At 64.2% G+C, this 15,075-nt stretch carries 18 protein-coding genes; 6 read left to right on the top strand and 12 right to left on the bottom strand.

The features are described 5' to 3' along the window. Positions 1-297 precede the first annotated feature (297 nt). Genes F600_RS0106865 through F600_RS0106845 form a run of 5 tightly spaced genes read left to right on the top strand, consistent with a single transcriptional unit; the run spans position 298 to position 5,251 of the window. A complete protein-coding gene (locus F600_RS0106865; RefSeq protein WP_018159859.1) occupies positions 298-951 on the top strand; it encodes an HAD family hydrolase in 654 nt (217 codons plus the stop codon). Continuing rightward, entirely contained in the window at positions 951-1,976 is a 1,026-nt protein-coding gene (locus F600_RS0106860; protein WP_018159858.1) for a phosphotransferase family protein, read from the top strand. The genes F600_RS0106865 and F600_RS0106860 overlap by 1 nt, the downstream gene beginning before the upstream one ends. After that, entirely contained in the window at positions 1,976-3,205 is a 1,230-nt protein-coding gene (locus tag F600_RS0106855; protein ID WP_018159857.1) for an acyl-CoA dehydrogenase family protein, read from the top strand. The genes F600_RS0106860 and F600_RS0106855 overlap by 1 nt, the downstream gene beginning before the upstream one ends. Then, positions 3,202-4,365, top strand: coding sequence for a zinc-binding dehydrogenase (locus F600_RS0106850; RefSeq protein ID WP_018159856.1), 1,164 nt, complete (start codon positions 3,202-3,204; stop codon positions 4,363-4,365). Before F600_RS0106855 ends, F600_RS0106850 begins: the two co-directional genes overlap by 4 nt. Beyond that, positions 4,358-5,251: an alpha/beta fold hydrolase gene (locus F600_RS0106845; RefSeq protein WP_018159855.1), complete on the top strand. Its 894-nt coding sequence runs from the start codon at positions 4,358-4,360 to the stop codon at positions 5,249-5,251. The genes F600_RS0106850 and F600_RS0106845 overlap by 8 nt, the downstream gene beginning before the upstream one ends. Here F600_RS0106845 and F600_RS0106840 read toward each other — a convergent pair. The 10 genes from F600_RS0106840 to F600_RS0106795 form a co-directional block, all read right to left on the bottom strand. Next, positions 5,248-5,640 carry a VOC family protein gene (locus tag F600_RS0106840; RefSeq protein WP_018159854.1) on the bottom strand — a complete coding sequence of 131 codons (393 nt, stop codon included), beginning with the start codon at positions 5,638-5,640 and terminating at the stop codon, positions 5,248-5,250. The genes F600_RS0106845 and F600_RS0106840 overlap by 4 nt on opposite strands. A 49-nt stretch (positions 5,641-5,689) precedes the next feature. Continuing rightward, the gene (locus F600_RS27245) at positions 5,690-6,439 is read right to left on the bottom strand and encodes a helix-turn-helix transcriptional regulator (protein WP_018159853.1); all 750 of its coding nucleotides are present in this window, start codon (positions 6,437-6,439) and stop codon (positions 5,690-5,692) included. A 16-nt stretch (positions 6,440-6,455) separates the two neighbouring features. Continuing rightward, positions 6,456-7,208, bottom strand: coding sequence for a succinate dehydrogenase/fumarate reductase iron-sulfur subunit (locus tag F600_RS0106830; protein WP_018159852.1), 753 nt, complete (start codon positions 7,206-7,208; stop codon positions 6,456-6,458). Continuing rightward, on the bottom strand, positions 7,209-9,110 hold the full coding sequence (locus F600_RS0106825; protein ID WP_018159851.1) for a fumarate reductase/succinate dehydrogenase flavoprotein subunit: 1,902 nt from the start codon (positions 9,108-9,110) through the stop codon (positions 7,209-7,211). A gap of 21 nt (positions 9,111-9,131) precedes the next feature. Beyond that, entirely contained in the window at positions 9,132-9,947 is an 816-nt protein-coding gene (locus tag F600_RS0106820) for a hypothetical protein (protein WP_026306242.1), read from the bottom strand. Next, entirely contained in the window at positions 9,944-10,237 is a 294-nt protein-coding gene (locus F600_RS0106815) for a hypothetical protein (RefSeq protein ID WP_018159849.1), read from the bottom strand. The genes F600_RS0106820 and F600_RS0106815 overlap by 4 nt, the downstream gene beginning before the upstream one ends. A gap of 121 nt (positions 10,238-10,358) precedes the next feature. Next, positions 10,359-11,030, bottom strand: coding sequence for a class I SAM-dependent methyltransferase (locus tag F600_RS27240; protein ID WP_018159848.1), 672 nt, complete (start codon positions 11,028-11,030; stop codon positions 10,359-10,361). A gap of 84 nt (positions 11,031-11,114) precedes the next feature. After that, entirely contained in the window at positions 11,115-12,215 is a 1,101-nt protein-coding gene (locus F600_RS0106805; protein WP_018159847.1) for an alcohol dehydrogenase catalytic domain-containing protein, read from the bottom strand. Between the two features lie 10 nt (positions 12,216-12,225). Then, entirely contained in the window at positions 12,226-12,654 is a 429-nt protein-coding gene (locus tag F600_RS0106800; protein WP_018159846.1) for an acyl-CoA thioesterase, read from the bottom strand. Between the two features lie 24 nt (positions 12,655-12,678). Beyond that, positions 12,679-13,647 (bottom strand): acyl-ACP desaturase, encoded by a 969-nt coding sequence (locus F600_RS0106795; protein WP_018159845.1) that lies wholly within the window; start codon positions 13,645-13,647, stop codon positions 12,679-12,681. 102 nt (positions 13,648-13,749) lie between these two features. Here F600_RS0106795 and F600_RS0106790 point away from each other — a divergent pair, with 102 nt between their 5' ends. Then, the gene (locus F600_RS0106790) at positions 13,750-14,391 is read left to right on the top strand and encodes a TetR/AcrR family transcriptional regulator (RefSeq protein ID WP_051090752.1); all 642 of its coding nucleotides are present in this window, start codon (positions 13,750-13,752) and stop codon (positions 14,389-14,391) included. On the opposite strand, the gene F600_RS0106785 is transcribed toward F600_RS0106790, so the two are convergent. Both F600_RS0106785 and F600_RS0106780 read right to left on the bottom strand, forming a co-directional pair. After that, positions 14,392-14,664 (bottom strand): hypothetical protein, encoded by a 273-nt coding sequence (locus F600_RS0106785; protein WP_018159843.1) that lies wholly within the window; start codon positions 14,662-14,664, stop codon positions 14,392-14,394. A 10-nt stretch (positions 14,665-14,674) separates the two neighbouring features. Then, the gene (locus F600_RS0106780) at positions 14,675-15,064 is read right to left on the bottom strand and encodes a cupin domain-containing protein (RefSeq protein WP_018159842.1); all 390 of its coding nucleotides are present in this window, start codon (positions 15,062-15,064) and stop codon (positions 14,675-14,677) included. Between the last annotated feature and the right edge of the window lie 11 nt (positions 15,065-15,075).

Raw genomic sequence — 15,075 nt, 5'->3', positions numbered from 1 at the left:
CCGCCGGTCCGCCCTTGCACCGCCCGTGGATGCTAACAGCTTGTTTCGCAACGTCTTTCAATCGGTTTTCGCTGGTCGCGTACAGATAGGGAGGTTTTTAGGGAGCCGACAGCCTTTGGAACCATCGCCCGCCTTGCAAGAATTCGACTGCCCGGTCGGGGGTACAGGGCGACGCGAGTGGAGACGCGGCAACGGCGCCGTGTCTCCTTCGGTCGCGGTCTTCCCTTGCGCGGATCGGTCTGACAGGCTCACCGAGAGTGATCAACAACCCGATCTGACGGCAGCGAGGCTTCAGACATGGCGCAGCACGATATTCAGGCTGTGGTCTTCGACTACGGCGGAGTTCTCACCAATCCCGTGCGCGAGGCGATCGGCGTCTGGCTCGCGGCTGAGGGAATCGATCCGCTGTCGTTCTCGGTGACTCTCAAGGCCTGGATGTCTCGCGACGTGCCGTACGGGACCCCCATCCATCGACTCGAGATGGGGGAGGTGTCGATCCCTGAGTTCGACCGCCTGCTGGCCGCGGAACTGATCACACACTCCGGCGCCCCGGTCGACCCAGACGGCGTGCTGGCCCGGATGTTCGCCGGAATGCGTTCCGACGACGCGATGTTCGCGCTCGTCCGGGAGCTGCGCGAGCTCGGTCTCCGAGTCGGGCTGCTGTCCAACAGCTGGGGCAACGCGTACCCGCGCGATCTGATCGACCCGCTGTTCGACTCGATCATCATCTCGAGCGAGGTCCGGCTTCGAAAGCCTCAACCGGAGATCTATCTCATGGCCGCCGAGCAGCTTGCGGTACCGGCGGAGCGCATTGTCTTCGTGGACGACGCCGAACCCAATCTCATTGGGGCCCAAGCGGTTGGGCTTCAAACGATCCTGCACGAATCGGCGGCGCAAACACGGGCGGCGCTGCGTGCATGGCTGCCCGCATTGCAGCAAGGAGACGAGTGATGCCCCGACCGAGTCCGCCTGGTCTCGACCTCGACCGTCTCGATGCGTGGCTGCCGACCGCGATTCCGGGTGCCGGTCCGGTGGAGGGCGCTGAGCTCATTGCCGGCGGCAAGTCGAACCTGACCTACACGGTCACCGACGGGACGAGCCACTGGATTCTTCGGCGCCCGCCGCTCGGGCATGTTCTCGCGACCGCGCATGACATGGGGCGCGAATTCCGGGTGATGTCTGCTCTGCAGGACAGTGCCGTGCCCGTGCCGCGGATGTACGCGATGTGCACCGACGACTCGGTCATCGGTGCGCCGTTCTACGTGATGTCGAAGGTCGAGGGCGTGCCATACCGGTCGGCGATCGAGCTCGAGGCACTCGGCCAGACGCGGACGCGCATGATCTCCGAGCGCCTCGTCGATGTTCTCGCTGATCTGCACGAAATCGATCCCGCAGCGGTCGGGCTCGCTGACTTCGGTCGCGCCGACGGGTTCCTCACGCGTCAGCTGAACCGTTGGAACAAGCAACTGCACTCTTCGTACAGCCGGCCGTTGCCGGCGGCGGACAAGCTGTTCGCGGAGCTCGCGGCCGATATCCCGGTCCAGGGTGCGGGCGGCATCGTGCACGGTGATTACCGACTCGACAACGTTCTCGTCGACGCGAACGACCGTCCCGCCGCTGTCATCGACTGGGAGATGGCAACTCTGGGTGATCCGGTCACCGACCTCGCGCTCATGCTCATCTACGACCGTCTCGGCGTCTCGGCGGCCGAGAGCGCGGTGACGAATGTTTCCAGCGCACCGGGCTACCTCACGGAATCTGAAGTCGTCGAACGGTATTCGGCGCGCAGTTCCAGAGATCTGGCGCGCATCGGCTGGTACCTAGGGCTTGCCAGCTACAAGCTCGCGGTGATCGTCGAGGGCATCCATTTCCGATTCATCCAAGGGCAGACGGTCGGTTCCGGCTTCGACCACCTCGGCGATGCCGTCAACGTTCTGCTCGAGGCCGGGCTCAATTCGATGAAGGAGTACCGCTGATGGAGTTCGCCTTCGACAGCCGCACCGAGGAACTGCGCGCAGGTCTCCTCGATTTCATGGATCAGCACGTCCATCCCGCGGAAGCGACCTTCCACGCCCAGCTCGCCGACCTCGACGATCGCTGGGCCTGGGACTCCGTGCCGGTCCTCGGGGAGTTGCGCGAAGAAGCGCGCCGTCGGGGTTTCTGGAACATCTTCCTGCCGGGGGAGCACGGCGCGGGACTGACGAATCTCCAGTACGCGCCGCTCGCGGAGATCACGGGACGCAGCATCCACATCGCACCCGCAGCGTTGAACTGCGCCGCCCCGGACACCGGGAACATGGAGGTGCTGGCTCAATTCGGCACTCCGGAGCAGCGCGAGCGGTGGCTTGATCCCCTTCTCAGTGGCGAGATCCGTTCGGCATTCGCGATGACGGAGCCGGACGTGGCCTCGTCGGATGCGACGAATATCGCGACGCGCATCGAGCGCGACGGCGACGACTACGTTCTCAACGGGCGCAAGTGGTGGATCACCGGGGCGATGAACCCGAACTGCACGATCTTCATCGTCATGGGTAAGACCGACCCCTCCGCGGCGCGGCACCGTCAGCAGTCGATGATTCTCGTCCCGCGTGATACTCCGGGCCTCGAGATTCGCCGGGGCATGGAGGTGTTCGGGTACGACGATCACGAGCACGGCGGGCACGCGGAGCTGACCTTCACCGACGTCCGCGTTCCCGTCTCGAATCTCATCTCCGACGAGGGCTCCGGTTTCGCGATCGCGCAGGCTCGACTCGGGCCGGGACGCATTCATCACTGCATGCGGTCGATCGGTGTTGCCGAACGTGCAATCGAGCTCATGTGCGCCCGCGCCGAAAGTCGCGTTGCGTTCGGGAAGCCGATCTCCGAACAGGGAGTCATTCGCGACTGGATCGCGGAATCGCGCATCCGGATCGAGCAGCTGCGTTTGCTCGTGCTCAAGACCGCCTGGCTCATGGACACGGTCGGGAACAAGGGCGCGCACTCCGAGATCCAAGCGATCAAGATCGCGACGCCGTCCACCGTGCAGTGGATTCTCGACAAAGCCATCCAAGTGCACGGCGCGGGCGGTTTGTCGCAGGATTTCCCGCTCGCCAACGCTTTTGCCGGGATTCGGACATTGCGATTCGCGGACGGGCCGGACGAAGTGCACAAGAATGCTCTTGCACGGACTGAACTGGCGAAGCATCGAAAAGGAGACGACGGATGAAGGCACTGACTGTCCAGAACGGTGTTTTCGAGCTCGCCGACCTGCCGGCGCCAAAGCCCGGTCGCGGTCAGGTCGTCCTCGAGGTTCTCCGTTGCGGCATCTGCGGCTCCGACCTGCACGCACGTCACCACGCCGATCAGCTCGCCGATGACGCTGCTCTGGTCGGCGTCCTGTCGATGATGCGGGCCGACCACAAGGTCGTCATGGGGCACGAATTCATCGGCGAGATCGCCGAGTACGGCAAGGGCACGCGAAAGCGATGGAAGCCCGGAACGCGCGTCGTCGCGATGCCGATTCGCCGGAACGAGGGACTCGCACATCCGACCGGATTCTCCGAACTTGCGCCGGGCGCCTACGCCGAGCAGGTGGTCGCGGAGGAGTCCATGTGCTTCACCGTTCCCAACGGTCTGTCGACCGAGGAAGCGGCCCTCACTGAACCCATGGCGGTCGGTTGGCACGCGGTTCGCCGATCGGGAGTCGGCAAGGGCGACACCGCCATCGTCATCGGTTGTGGGCCCATTGGATTGGCCGTCATCGGCATGCTGAAGGCGAAGGGTGTGCGGCATATCGTCGCCAGCGACTTCTCGCCGGCGCGCCGCGCGCTCGCCGAGAAGATGGGTGCCCACGTCGTGGTGCATCCCGGCGAGACCTCGCCGTATGATGACCTCGAAGATCGGGGACACCTCGTCTCCGGTGAGGCATTGTTCGACCTCGGCATCAGTGCGATGTCCCTCATGCGACGTTCGCCGTTGCCGTGGGAGCCGATGTTCCGCGCAGCCGAACTTGCCGGCCAGGTCGACGCCAAGTCGGCCGTGATTTTCGAGTGCGTCGGCGTCCCCGGGATGATCGACAACATCATCGCGGCGGCGCCATTGCGCTCACGGGTGATCGTCGTCGGTGTGTGCATGGACTTCGACAAGTTCCGGCCGTCGCTGGCGATCAACAAGGAGATCGACATCCGGTTCGTGCTCGGCTACTTGCCGATCGAGTTCCGCGACACGCTCCACATGCTCGCGGACGGCAAGGTCGACGTGCGGCCCCTCATCACGGGGACGGTCGGCCTCGGCGGCGTCGACGCCGCGTTTACCGCGCTTGGAAGCCCCGAACGCCACGCCAAGATCCTCATCGACCCCAAGCAGGTCGGGGGCACTGATGTCTAGTGCGGTCGAGCGTCCCGTCACCGGCGCGAATGGCATTGCACTCCGCGCTCGTGAGTGGGGAGACCGCAACAACTCGACGATCCTGCTCGTCCACGGATACCCGGACAACTCCGACGTGTGGCTTCCGGTCATCGAACGCCTGACCAGTCGATTCCACGTCGTCACATATGACGTGCGCGGCACCGGTGGATCGCAACCGGGCGAGAAGTTCGGTGGGTACGGACTCGATCTGCTGGTTGCCGATCTGGCGTCGGTCCTCGATCAGGTCGTGCCGCGGGGCCGCAAGGTCCATCTCGTGGCGCACGACTGGGGCTCGATTCAGTCGTGGGAAGCGGTGCTCGATCCGCATGTCGCAGAACATATTTCGACGTACACGTACTTCGGTGCGCCGGCCCTCGATCACGCTGCACACTGGCTCCGCGGACTGGTGAAGCCGGATGCCGAAAGCCTTGGCTCCTTGGCCGGGCAACTCGCGAAGTCCTGGTACATCATGATGTTCCAATTGCCGCTCGTCGCGCCGTTCCTGTGGCGGAACGGCCTCGACAAGATCTTCCCGGCCGTCGTCGGGAAGATCGAGGGACTCCGACCAGAGGATCTGCCGACACCTGCGGAACTGCAGAAGGACGGTGCGTACGGCGTCGGTATGTACCGCGCGAACTTCATTCCGAAGTTGCTGAATCCGGGCGAAGGCCGAACCAACCTTCCGGTGCAGGTCATTGAGACGACGAAGGACCCCTTCGTGCACAAAGGCCTCATCGACGAAGCCGCACGACGGGTCCCGAACCTCGTCCACCGACAGATCGATGCCGGTCACTGGGTTCAGCGATCGCACCCCGAAGAGGTTGCCAAGCTCATCATCCAGTTCATCGACAACCCGCGGGGCTAACCGAGCGGGGCGAAGAGATCGACGCCGTGACCATCGGGATCGTGCACAATCGCGTACCGCTGACCCCAGAAGGCGTCCCATGGGTCTTTGTGGCCCGTGTATCCGGCGGTCACGAGGCGCTTGTACGTGTCGTCGACGTCACCGGGTGAGTCCAGCGCGAAGGCGAGGCCCATGGTGTTGCCTTGGCTCGGCTGGAAGTCGGGATCGAAGGATTGGATCGTGCTGACGGCGTCCCAGGCAATTCGGAGGCCGCCCGGAAGCGTCACTTCGACGTGCGGTTCGGTGTCGGCTTCCGTGGGGATGTCCATTCCGAGAGCGCGGTAGAAGGCGAGTGCGGCGGCCATGTCGTTGACGACGATGCCGACCAGGTCAAATCGTGGAGTGCTCATGACTCGATCATTCAAGACCGGGCGCTGATGGTCTTGAACGAATCGGACATCAGTCGCGATTGAGTAATTGGGCCGGCGTCAGGCCACTGAGCTCGCGGCACTCACGCGTGAGGTGTGGTTGATCCGCGTAGCCGGCCGACGCCGCGAGATCGGCGATGGCGGAGTCCGGGCTGCTCTCACGGGCCGCGAGGAATCGCTGAAAACGCATGATGCGGGCCAACGTTCGGGGTGAGTAGCCTACAGATTCCGAAATCCGTCGGCGCAGTTGCCGTTCGCTCAGGCCGAGCTGCGAGGCCATCTCGGCAATCGGGATCTCGGGCTGTCGGGTGAGCTGCTGACCCGCGGTGATCGCGATGTCGTCGGGTTCGTCGATCTCTGGCAGTCGCGCGATCATCGCGTCGGCCAGAAGGATCAGACGTTCGCGCGCGGATTCCACGGACGTGAGTCTCGACGTCATTCGGTCACCTTCGCGTCCCCAGAGACCGCCGATCGGTGGATTCGAATTCAGTAGGGTCATTGCACTCACACCGAGCGCAGCCGACGCGGCGCCCGGACGGAATCGAATGCCGGCAACCAGTGCGCGGGGGCCGAGATCGACCGATTCGGCGACCGTCATCGGTCCGGCAATGTGCACCGAACTGTCCGTCGCGATGATGTCTGCACAGCCGTCGGGAAAGACGAGATGAGTGCGTGGCACCGCAGCGCTGCGGCGCGCCCACAGACACTGCACGTAGGCGCGCAGCGGTTGCGGCGGCGCGAACTCGACGTACCGCGCACTGGTGCTGTGCTCAGCGCTCACATCTTCAGGATACGAACTAGGGATTCCGCCGGAAGATCTTGCTGCCCAGCCACACGATCGGGTCGTACTTGCGGTCGGCGACGCGTTCCTTCATCGGAATGAGCGCGTTGTCGGTGATCTTGATGTGCTCCGGACACACCTCGGTGCAGCACTTGGTGATGTTGCAGAGGCCGAGTCCGTGGTCGTCCTGCGCGGTGACCCGGCGGTCGGCGACGTCGAGGGGATGCATCTCGAGTTCCGCGATTCGCATGAGGAATCGAGGACCCGAAAACGCTTCCTTGTTGTCCTCGTGGTCGCGGACGACGTGGCACGTGTTCTGACAGAGGAAGCATTCGATGCACTTGCGGAATTCCTGCGACCGCTCGACGTCGACCTGCTGCATCCGGTACTCGCCCGGCTTGAGATCCGCTGGGGGAGTGAAGGACTGAACTTCGCGCGCCTTCTGGTAGTTGAACGACACGTCGGTGACGAGATCGCGCATGACGGGGAACGTCCGCATCGGGGTCACCGTGATGACCTCGTCCTCAGTGAACGTCGACATGCGGGTCATGCACAGCAGTCGGGGGCGTCCATTGACCTCGGCCGAGCACGAACCGCACTTTCCGGCCTTGCAGTTCCAGCGCACCGCCAGGTCCGGACTCTGGGTCGCCTGCAGGCGATGGATGATGTCGAGAACGACCTCACCCTCGTTGACCTCGACGGTGTAGTCGCGCAACTCGCCACCGGACTGGTCTCCGCGCCACACTCGGAACTTCGCGTCGTACGACATCTATGCCTCCCGCTGTTTGTGGCCGGCAATTTCAGACGGGTTGTAGTACTTCTCGAGTTCGGTGATCTCGAACAGGTCGAGAAGTTCCGGCCGCATCGGCTTTTGATCCTCTGCCTCGACCTTGACGTTGCCCTTCCGGTCGACCGAGCACACGAGCAGCTTGTTGCGCCACTGTGGGTCCATCTTCGGGAAGTCGTCGCGGGTGTGGCCGCCACGACTCTCGGTCCGGAGCAGCGCCGCTTTCGCGACGCATTCGCTGACGATCAGCATGTTCTTGAGGTCGAGGGCGAGATGCCAACCGGGGTTGAATTCACGGCCGCCCTCGGCGACGACGCGGACCATCCGGCTGCGGAGTTGGTCGAGGTGATCGATCGCCTCCTCGACTTCGTCGTGCTTGCGGATGATTCCGACGAGATCGTTCATCGACTGCTGCAGATCCGAGTGCAGCGTGTACGGGTTCTCCGGCTTGCCATCGGCGGGAGCATGGAACGGTGTCAGTGCGCTCGCCGCCGCCTGGTCGATGTCAGCCTCGGTGACCTGCGGCTGTTTCTTCAGGCCTTCGACGTACTCGGAGGCGCCAAGACCCGCGCGACGTCCGAAGACGAGCAGGTCAGACAGCGAGTTACCGCCCAGGCGGTTCGAGCCGTGCATGCCGCCAGAGCATTCCCCGGCTGCGAAGAGACCGGGAACGGTGGCTGCAGCGGTGTCCGGGTCCACCTCGATGCCGCCCATGACGTAGTGGCACGTCGGTCCCACTTCCATGGGTTCTTTGGTGATGTCGACATCGGCGAGTTCGAGGAACTGGTGGTGCATCGAGGGCAGGCGACGACGGATCTCGTCCGCGGGCAGACGGGAGGCGATGTCGAGGTAGACGCCGCCGTGCTTGGTGCCGCGACCAGCCTTGACCTCGGAGTTGATCGCGCGGGCGACCTCGTCGCGGGGGAGGAGGTCCGGCGTGCGGCGAGCCGAGTCGTTGTCCTTGAGCCACTGGTCGGCTTCTTCGATGGTCTCCGCGTACTGCCCTTTGAAGACCGGCGGGATGTATTCGAACATGAAGCGCTTGTCCTCGGAGTTCTTGAGGACTCCACCGTCACCGCGAACACCTTCGGTGACGAGAATGCCCTTCACACTCGGCGGCCAGACCATGCCCGTCGGGTGGAACTGCAGGAACTCCATGTTGATGAGCGTCGCGCCGGCGCGCAGGGCGAGAGCGTGGCCGTCACCCGTGTACTCCCACGAGTTCGACGTGACCTTGTACGACTTGCCGATGCCGCCGGTGGCGAGCACGATCGCCGGTGCCTCGAAGGCGACGAACCCGCCGGATTCGCGGTAGTAGCCGAACGCTCCAGAAATCGCGTCGCCGTCTTTGAGCAGCTCAGTGATGGTGACTTCGGCGAACACCTTGATGCGGGATTCGTAGTCGCCAGTCGCGGCGAAGTCTTCCTGCTGCAGCGAGACGATCTTCTGCTGCATTGTGCGGATCAGCTCGAGGCCGGTGCGGTCACCGACGTGCGCGAGGCGCGGGTAAGTGTGGCCACCGAAGTTGCGCTGGCTGATTCGGCCGTCCGCGGTCCGGTCGAACAGGGCACCGTAGGTTTCGAGTTCCCACACGCGGTCCGGGGCTTCCTTCGCGTGCAGCTCGGCCATGCGCCAGTTGTTGAGGAACTTCCCGCCGCGCATGGTGTCGCGGAAGTGCACCTCCCAGCTGTCCTTGCTGTTCGCGTTGCCCATCGCGGCGGCGCAGCCGCCCTCAGCCATGACGGTGTGCGCCTTGCCGAAGAGGGATTTGCAGACCACCGCGACCGAGTGCCCGCGCTGGCGGGCCTCGATGACCGCGCGCAGCCCAGCTCCGCCTGCCCCGATGACCACCACGTCGTACTTGTGCCGCTCGACTTCCGCCATCGGGGGCGAGCCTCCTTGAAATTAGTTAAAGATACGCAGGTCAGAGATGGTGTTGCTGGCGACGAGCATGACGTAGAAGTCGGTCAGCGTGAGGGTGCCGAGAGTGATCCACGCCAGCAGCATGTGCCGGGTGTTGAGTTTCGAAACGAAGGTCCAGATGCGGTAGCGCACAGGGTGTTTCGAGAAATGCTTGAGGCGTCCGCCGGTGATGTGACGGCAGGAGTGACACGACAATGTGTACGCCCACAGCATGATGACGTTGCCCAGGAGGACGAGCGATCCGAGTCCGATGCCGAACCCGCCGTCCTTGCCATGGAATGCGTTGATCGCGTCGTAGGTGTTGATCAGCGAGACGATCGTGGCGAAGTAGAAGAAGTACCGGTGGGAGTTCTGGATGATGAGCGGAAACCGCGTCTCACCGGAGTACTTCGCATGCGGTTCGGCGACCGCACACGCCGGCGGTGACGCCCAGAAGGCCCGGTAGTAGGCCTTGCGGTAGTAGTAGCACGTCAGTCGGAAACCCAGCAGGAACGGCAGAACGAGGAAGCCCTTCGGGATGAAGGGCGGTAGCTCGAACGGCAGCATGCCGAAGTCCGCGGCGTCCCCACAGCCCTGCGTCACACATGGTGAGTAGAAGGGCGTGAGGTAGTGGTACTCCGGGACGAAGAATGCAGCGTCCCAGAAGGCGCGGGTCGTGGCATAGGCGATGAACGCGAGAAGACCCACGACCGTCAATAGCGGGGGAACCCACCACCGATCGGTGCGCAAGGTCCGGACGCTGATTTTCGCTCGAGTGGAAGAGAAAACCCCGCTCTGCGCCCGGACCGGTGCGCTCACTGGGTGCGCTTGCGTGAGTGGAAGCCCAGGCCCTCGTCTTGCGCGCCCATCCAGGCGGCTTCGTCGGACCGTAGCTCAGGCACGTAGATCGCCTCAGTGGGCTGCGAACCCACCGTGACGGAGTGCAGAGGAGTGGTATCGAGGTCGTTGACGTCGATCGTCAACCGCTCGATGTCGTTTTGTATGCGCAACAGTCCGGTGGCCGGTCCATAGCGCACAGAAAGGTCGTGTAGCGCAGCCTTGAGGCTCTTGATCGCTACGTGCAGGTCGTTGAATTCGGTTGCTGCCATCGGGCACCTCCGATGAGTTCGGTGACATTGAGCACAGTACCTGTGTTGCCGTCTGATGTCCGTGCAACACCGTGATAACTGAGCCAATCTCAAGTGCCCCAAAGATTTCGGGCGTTTCGCTCTATCGGCGAACGGCCCGGAAGTATCCGATCGCGCCGGAAATGTCGACCTTGATGCTGGTCAGGCCGGCTTCGGCCAGCCAGCTCTCGAGTTGCGTTGTCGTCAGCCCGGGGCCGAGCAGATTCGCGCGTTTTCCGACCACGGTCATCGGCTTCGAGCGCCACGAGGCGTCGAGGAGGAGCGTGCTTCCGGTCAGGTGGCCGCCTGGTTTCAGTACGCGCCCGATTTCGCGGATCGCCTGGTGTGGGTCGGGGAAGCAGTGCAGTCCGGTGAAGCTGACGACGAGGTCGAACTCGCCATCGGCGAAGTGGAGGTTGTGGACGTCGGACACCTGTGGGTGGACTTGGTCGGCCACTCCGCGTTCTCTCGCGGCTGCCATCGTTTTGTCCAACATCTGTTGGGAGATGTCCGCGGCGATGTATGTGATGTTCTGGCCCGGCTTCAGCCCGCGGGTGGCGACACCACCACCGCACGGGACGTCGAGCACCTTCGATCCCGCAGGCAGGCTGCCGATTTCGGCGGCGGCGGCATACAGCTTGTCGAGGCTGGTGCCGACGCCGAACTTCCAGATCGCTCGCCCAAACCGCGGGTTTTCGACGGACCAGTCGTAGAACGTTGCCCAGAGCGGGTCTTCGCCCCAGGAGCCGAAACCGGGAATTCGCAAACGTGGCATGGGGTCAGGCTATGGGAGGTTGGGAGGTCGGTCACTGTCGATCCTGATATCTAGGTGGTGGTCAGCGCCACCTAGATATCAGGATCAGTCGAAAACGATCACCTGACGCACCGCATGACCATCCGCAAGCTCGTCCATCGCCCGGTTGATGTCCGCCAATCCGATGGTCGACGACACGAGCTGCTCAACCGGAAGCCGGCCTTCCCGCCACCACTGAGCAAAACGAGGAATCTCGCGGCTCGGCACCGACGAACCCAGGTAACTGCCGATGATCGTGCGTGCTTCGGCGACCATCGTCAGCGGCGAGATCGACGCTCGGGCATCCGGGTGGGGGAGCCCGACGGTGATCGTCTTGCCACCCGGAGCTGTGGCGGCGAAGGCGGTTTCGAATGCCCTCGCACTCCCCGCCGCCTCGATGACAACCGCGCCGCGAACTCCACTGGAGGCCAGCTCGGCGGGTGTCATGCCGAAGGCTCCCAAGGAACGAGCCTGCTCGAGCTTCTCCGGAACCGGATCAACGGCGATCACCGGGTTGCCCAACGCCAGACCGGTGAGCACCGCAGCCATGCCGACGCCGCCGAGCCCGACGACGATGACCGTCTCGCCAGGCGCGGGGTGGCCCGCGTTCAGCAACGCCCCACCGCCGGTCAGCACCGCACAACCCAGAACCGCGGCGACCGTCGGCGGAACGTCATCGCCCACCGCGACCGCCGAATGCTGATCCACCACGGCGTGCGTGGCGAACGCCGAGACGCCGAGATGATGGTGCACCTCCGACCCATCGCGGTGCAGTCGCCGCCCGCCGGACAGCATCGCTCCGGCACCGTTCGCCGCCGACCCCGGACCACACGGCATCAGCCCGTCGGTCGCGCAGGCCGCGCACTCCTCACAGCGGGGGAGGAAGCTCATCACGACTCGCTCCCCGACGCGAAGCCGATCGACGCCCGGCCCGAGGGCCTCGACGCGGCCACACGCTTCATGCCCGAGCAACATCGGTACCGGCCGCGGGCGATTGCCGTCGACGACCGAGAGGTCGGAGTGGCAGACACCGGCAGCTTCCATCCGCACGAGAATTTCGCCGGGACCGGGCGGATCGAGTTCGAGCTCGCTGATCGTCAGCGGTCGAGTTTGTGCGAACGGCCGTGCGCGACCGATCTCTTCGAGGACTGCACCCTGGATCTTCATGCGCGTGCTCCTACTGCTCCATGACCTCGCGAATCCCCGACGGGATCGGAACCGGACGCCGGGTCTCCCGCGAGATGTAGACGTGTACCCAGTGCCCGAGCGCGGCAATTTCGTCGCGGCCGGCTGCGAAAAGGCCCAATTGGTAAGTGATGCTGCTGTTCCCGAGTCGGGCGACCCGAACGCCAACATCCAATGCACCAGGGAATTCGACCTCGGTGAAGTACTTGCACCCCGACTCCGCGACGACGCCGAGCTCGGGCATCGTCACCATGTCGAGCCCGGTCTCTTCGATGATCCACGCGTTGATCGCAGTGTCGAACAGCTCGTAGTACACCGCGTTGTTGAGGTGGCCGAACATGTCGTTGTCCGACCAACGCGTGGTGACGCGCGTGACGAGGTCGAAGTGATCGCGCGTGAGTTCGCGCTCCGGAGTGCTCACGACTAGGAGCCTACGACTACGAGCCTACGACGCGGTCCGCTCCCGCTTGAGTGCCTCGCGCGCGAGCATGCGATCCCGCTGTTCTTCGAACTTGCCCGCGGACTGCTCGAGAACCTCGAGGAATGCGGCGAGTTGCTCGCGCCGGTTCTCACCACGCGGGGTGAAGTCGGTGCGCTCGAAGATCTCCCACTTGCGCAGATTGGGCCACAGGACCTCTTCGAGGTGCTGACGCAGGTCGTAGATGCCGGCCTTCGCCATAAGGACCCCGTTGCGGCGGAAGTTCGGCATGCCGGTGCCGGGCATGCGGAAGTTCTCCACGACGTCGGCAAGCGCTTCGAGCGTCTGGTCGGGTGCGAGGTCGAGGGCGGCACCGCACACGTTGCGGTAGAAGATCATGTGCAGGTTCTCATCGGCGGCGATGCGCTGGAGCATGCGGTCCGCGATGGGGTCGTTGCAGGCCTTGCCGGTATTGCGGTGGCTCACCCGCGTCGCGAGTTCCTGGAACGTCACATACGCCACCGAGGAAAGAAAGCCGTCGAAGCCCTTCTGGCGTTCGTCTTCGGACGGCCCGAAGCCCACGGTCACGTGCTCGATCCGGGCCTGTTCGAGGGCAACGGGATCGACCCCGCGGGTGACGACAAGATAGTCCCGCATGGCGATGCCGTGACGGTTCTCCTCGGCAGTCCAGCGGCCGACCCACGTACCCCAGGCGCCGTCCATCGAGAAGTTCTCGGCGATCTCGCGGTGGTACGAGGGCAGGTTGTCCTCGGTGAGCAGATTGGTGATCATCGCCGCCTTCGCGACCTCACTCAGCTTCGACTGCTCGGGTTCCCAGTCCTGACCACCCATCGCGGCGAAGTTCCGGCCCTGATCCCACGGGACGTAGTCGTGCGGGTGCCATTCCTTGGCAATCGCCAGGTGGCGGTTGAGGTTCTCTTCGGCAACGGGTTGTAGTTCCCGGAGGAGCTCCAGCTGCGTTAGGTCTCGCGTCATGCTGAGTGCTCCGATCGAAGGCAAAATTCTGCAAACTTGAAGCAAAGGTATACGCGACCGTAAGTTACGGGTCAGTAGGCGCGCCCGCTACGATCCAGGTTGATGCCTGCGACACCCAGCCCCGCCGATCGGTCGGGCCCCACTCGCACCCGCGCCGCGCACCTTGGTCCCGAGCGTCGCCGCCCATTGATTCTCGATGCCGCCCGCACGATCGCTGCGGAGAGCGGAATCCCTTCCGTGACAATCGGTTCCGTCGCCGAACGGTTGGGCGTGACGCGGCCGGTGGTCTACTCCTGCTTCGCCGATCGAGTGGAGTTGCTCGAAGCGTTACTGGACCGGGAATCGGAGTCGCTGGTCTCTGCCACCATCGCCGCGATCAACGCCGGCATCGGCCATGACATCGAGACGTCCTTCATCAACGGTCTGCAAGCCTGGCTCGAGGTATCCGTTGCCTACCCGGACACCTGGCGTCTCCTGGCCAGCGACCCGGATCCGGCGATCGCGGAGGTGTACCGCGCCGCGCGTGCAGTAGTGGAGGACGCGCTCGGCAGGCACATTCGTCCGGCGCTCACCGAACTCGGGGTCGAGGACATCGCGCGCAAGATGCCGACGATTCTGATGCTGTTCTTTTCGTCGTGCGAAGCGGCGGCCTTGAGCCTTGTGCACGAGCCGGACAAGTGGACGCCCGCAGAGCTCGGTGAGCTCTACGGGCGTGCCATCTGGCGGGCCTTCAGCGCGTTCTGATTAAACCTTTGCGGCGGCCGCGTGCACCGCGCCGATCAATTCGACCGTCGGCTCCGGGAGCCCGGCGCGGTCAAGCGCCGCCCGGAACAGTGGGCTGCGGGCGAACGCCTCGAACTCCTCGCGCGACGGGCAGGTGTCGTACACGCTGATGCCGTCGGTGGTCGTGACGCACAGGTTGAGGATGACTTCGTCGGCGAAGTGGTCGATGAGCGAGTCATAGGAACGGCGGAGAGCAGCGCTGTCGCCGGTGAAGTGGTAGACGCCGAAGTACATTGTTCTTCTCCTAACCCATGTTGCCCATGACGACGGCCATGGTGGCGTTGAGCTCGGCGGTCGGGCTGAACTCGATCACCTCAGTGCCGGCCGCGATGAGCGGAAGGTGGCCGGGCGGTGCGTAATACACGTCGCCGGCTTCGTACGTCTCCTCGTGGTCGGCGTAGCGGAACGTGATGCGACCAGCGACCACGTGACCCCAGTGCGGCGACTGGCATTTGTCGTCGGGAAGTCCCTGGAACAGGGGCGCGGGGTCGACGTCCTGGAAGAACGTCTCGAATCCGACGGTGTACGAACCGAGTTCGGCGTACCGGCCTTCGATGACGTCTTCGCTGACGGCGATGGGGGTTCCGGCCTTGTTTGCCTTGGGCATGTCGCCCTCCTTGTCGGTGATTGGCATTGCTTTCACCT

This window comes from Smaragdicoccus niigatensis DSM 44881 = NBRC 103563, assembly GCF_000380645.1.
Taxonomy (GTDB): Bacteria; Actinomycetota; Actinomycetes; order Mycobacteriales; family Mycobacteriaceae; genus Smaragdicoccus; species Smaragdicoccus niigatensis.
Note: the sequence above shows the minus strand (reverse complement) of the source record. Positions and strands in the feature narration are given on the sequence as shown.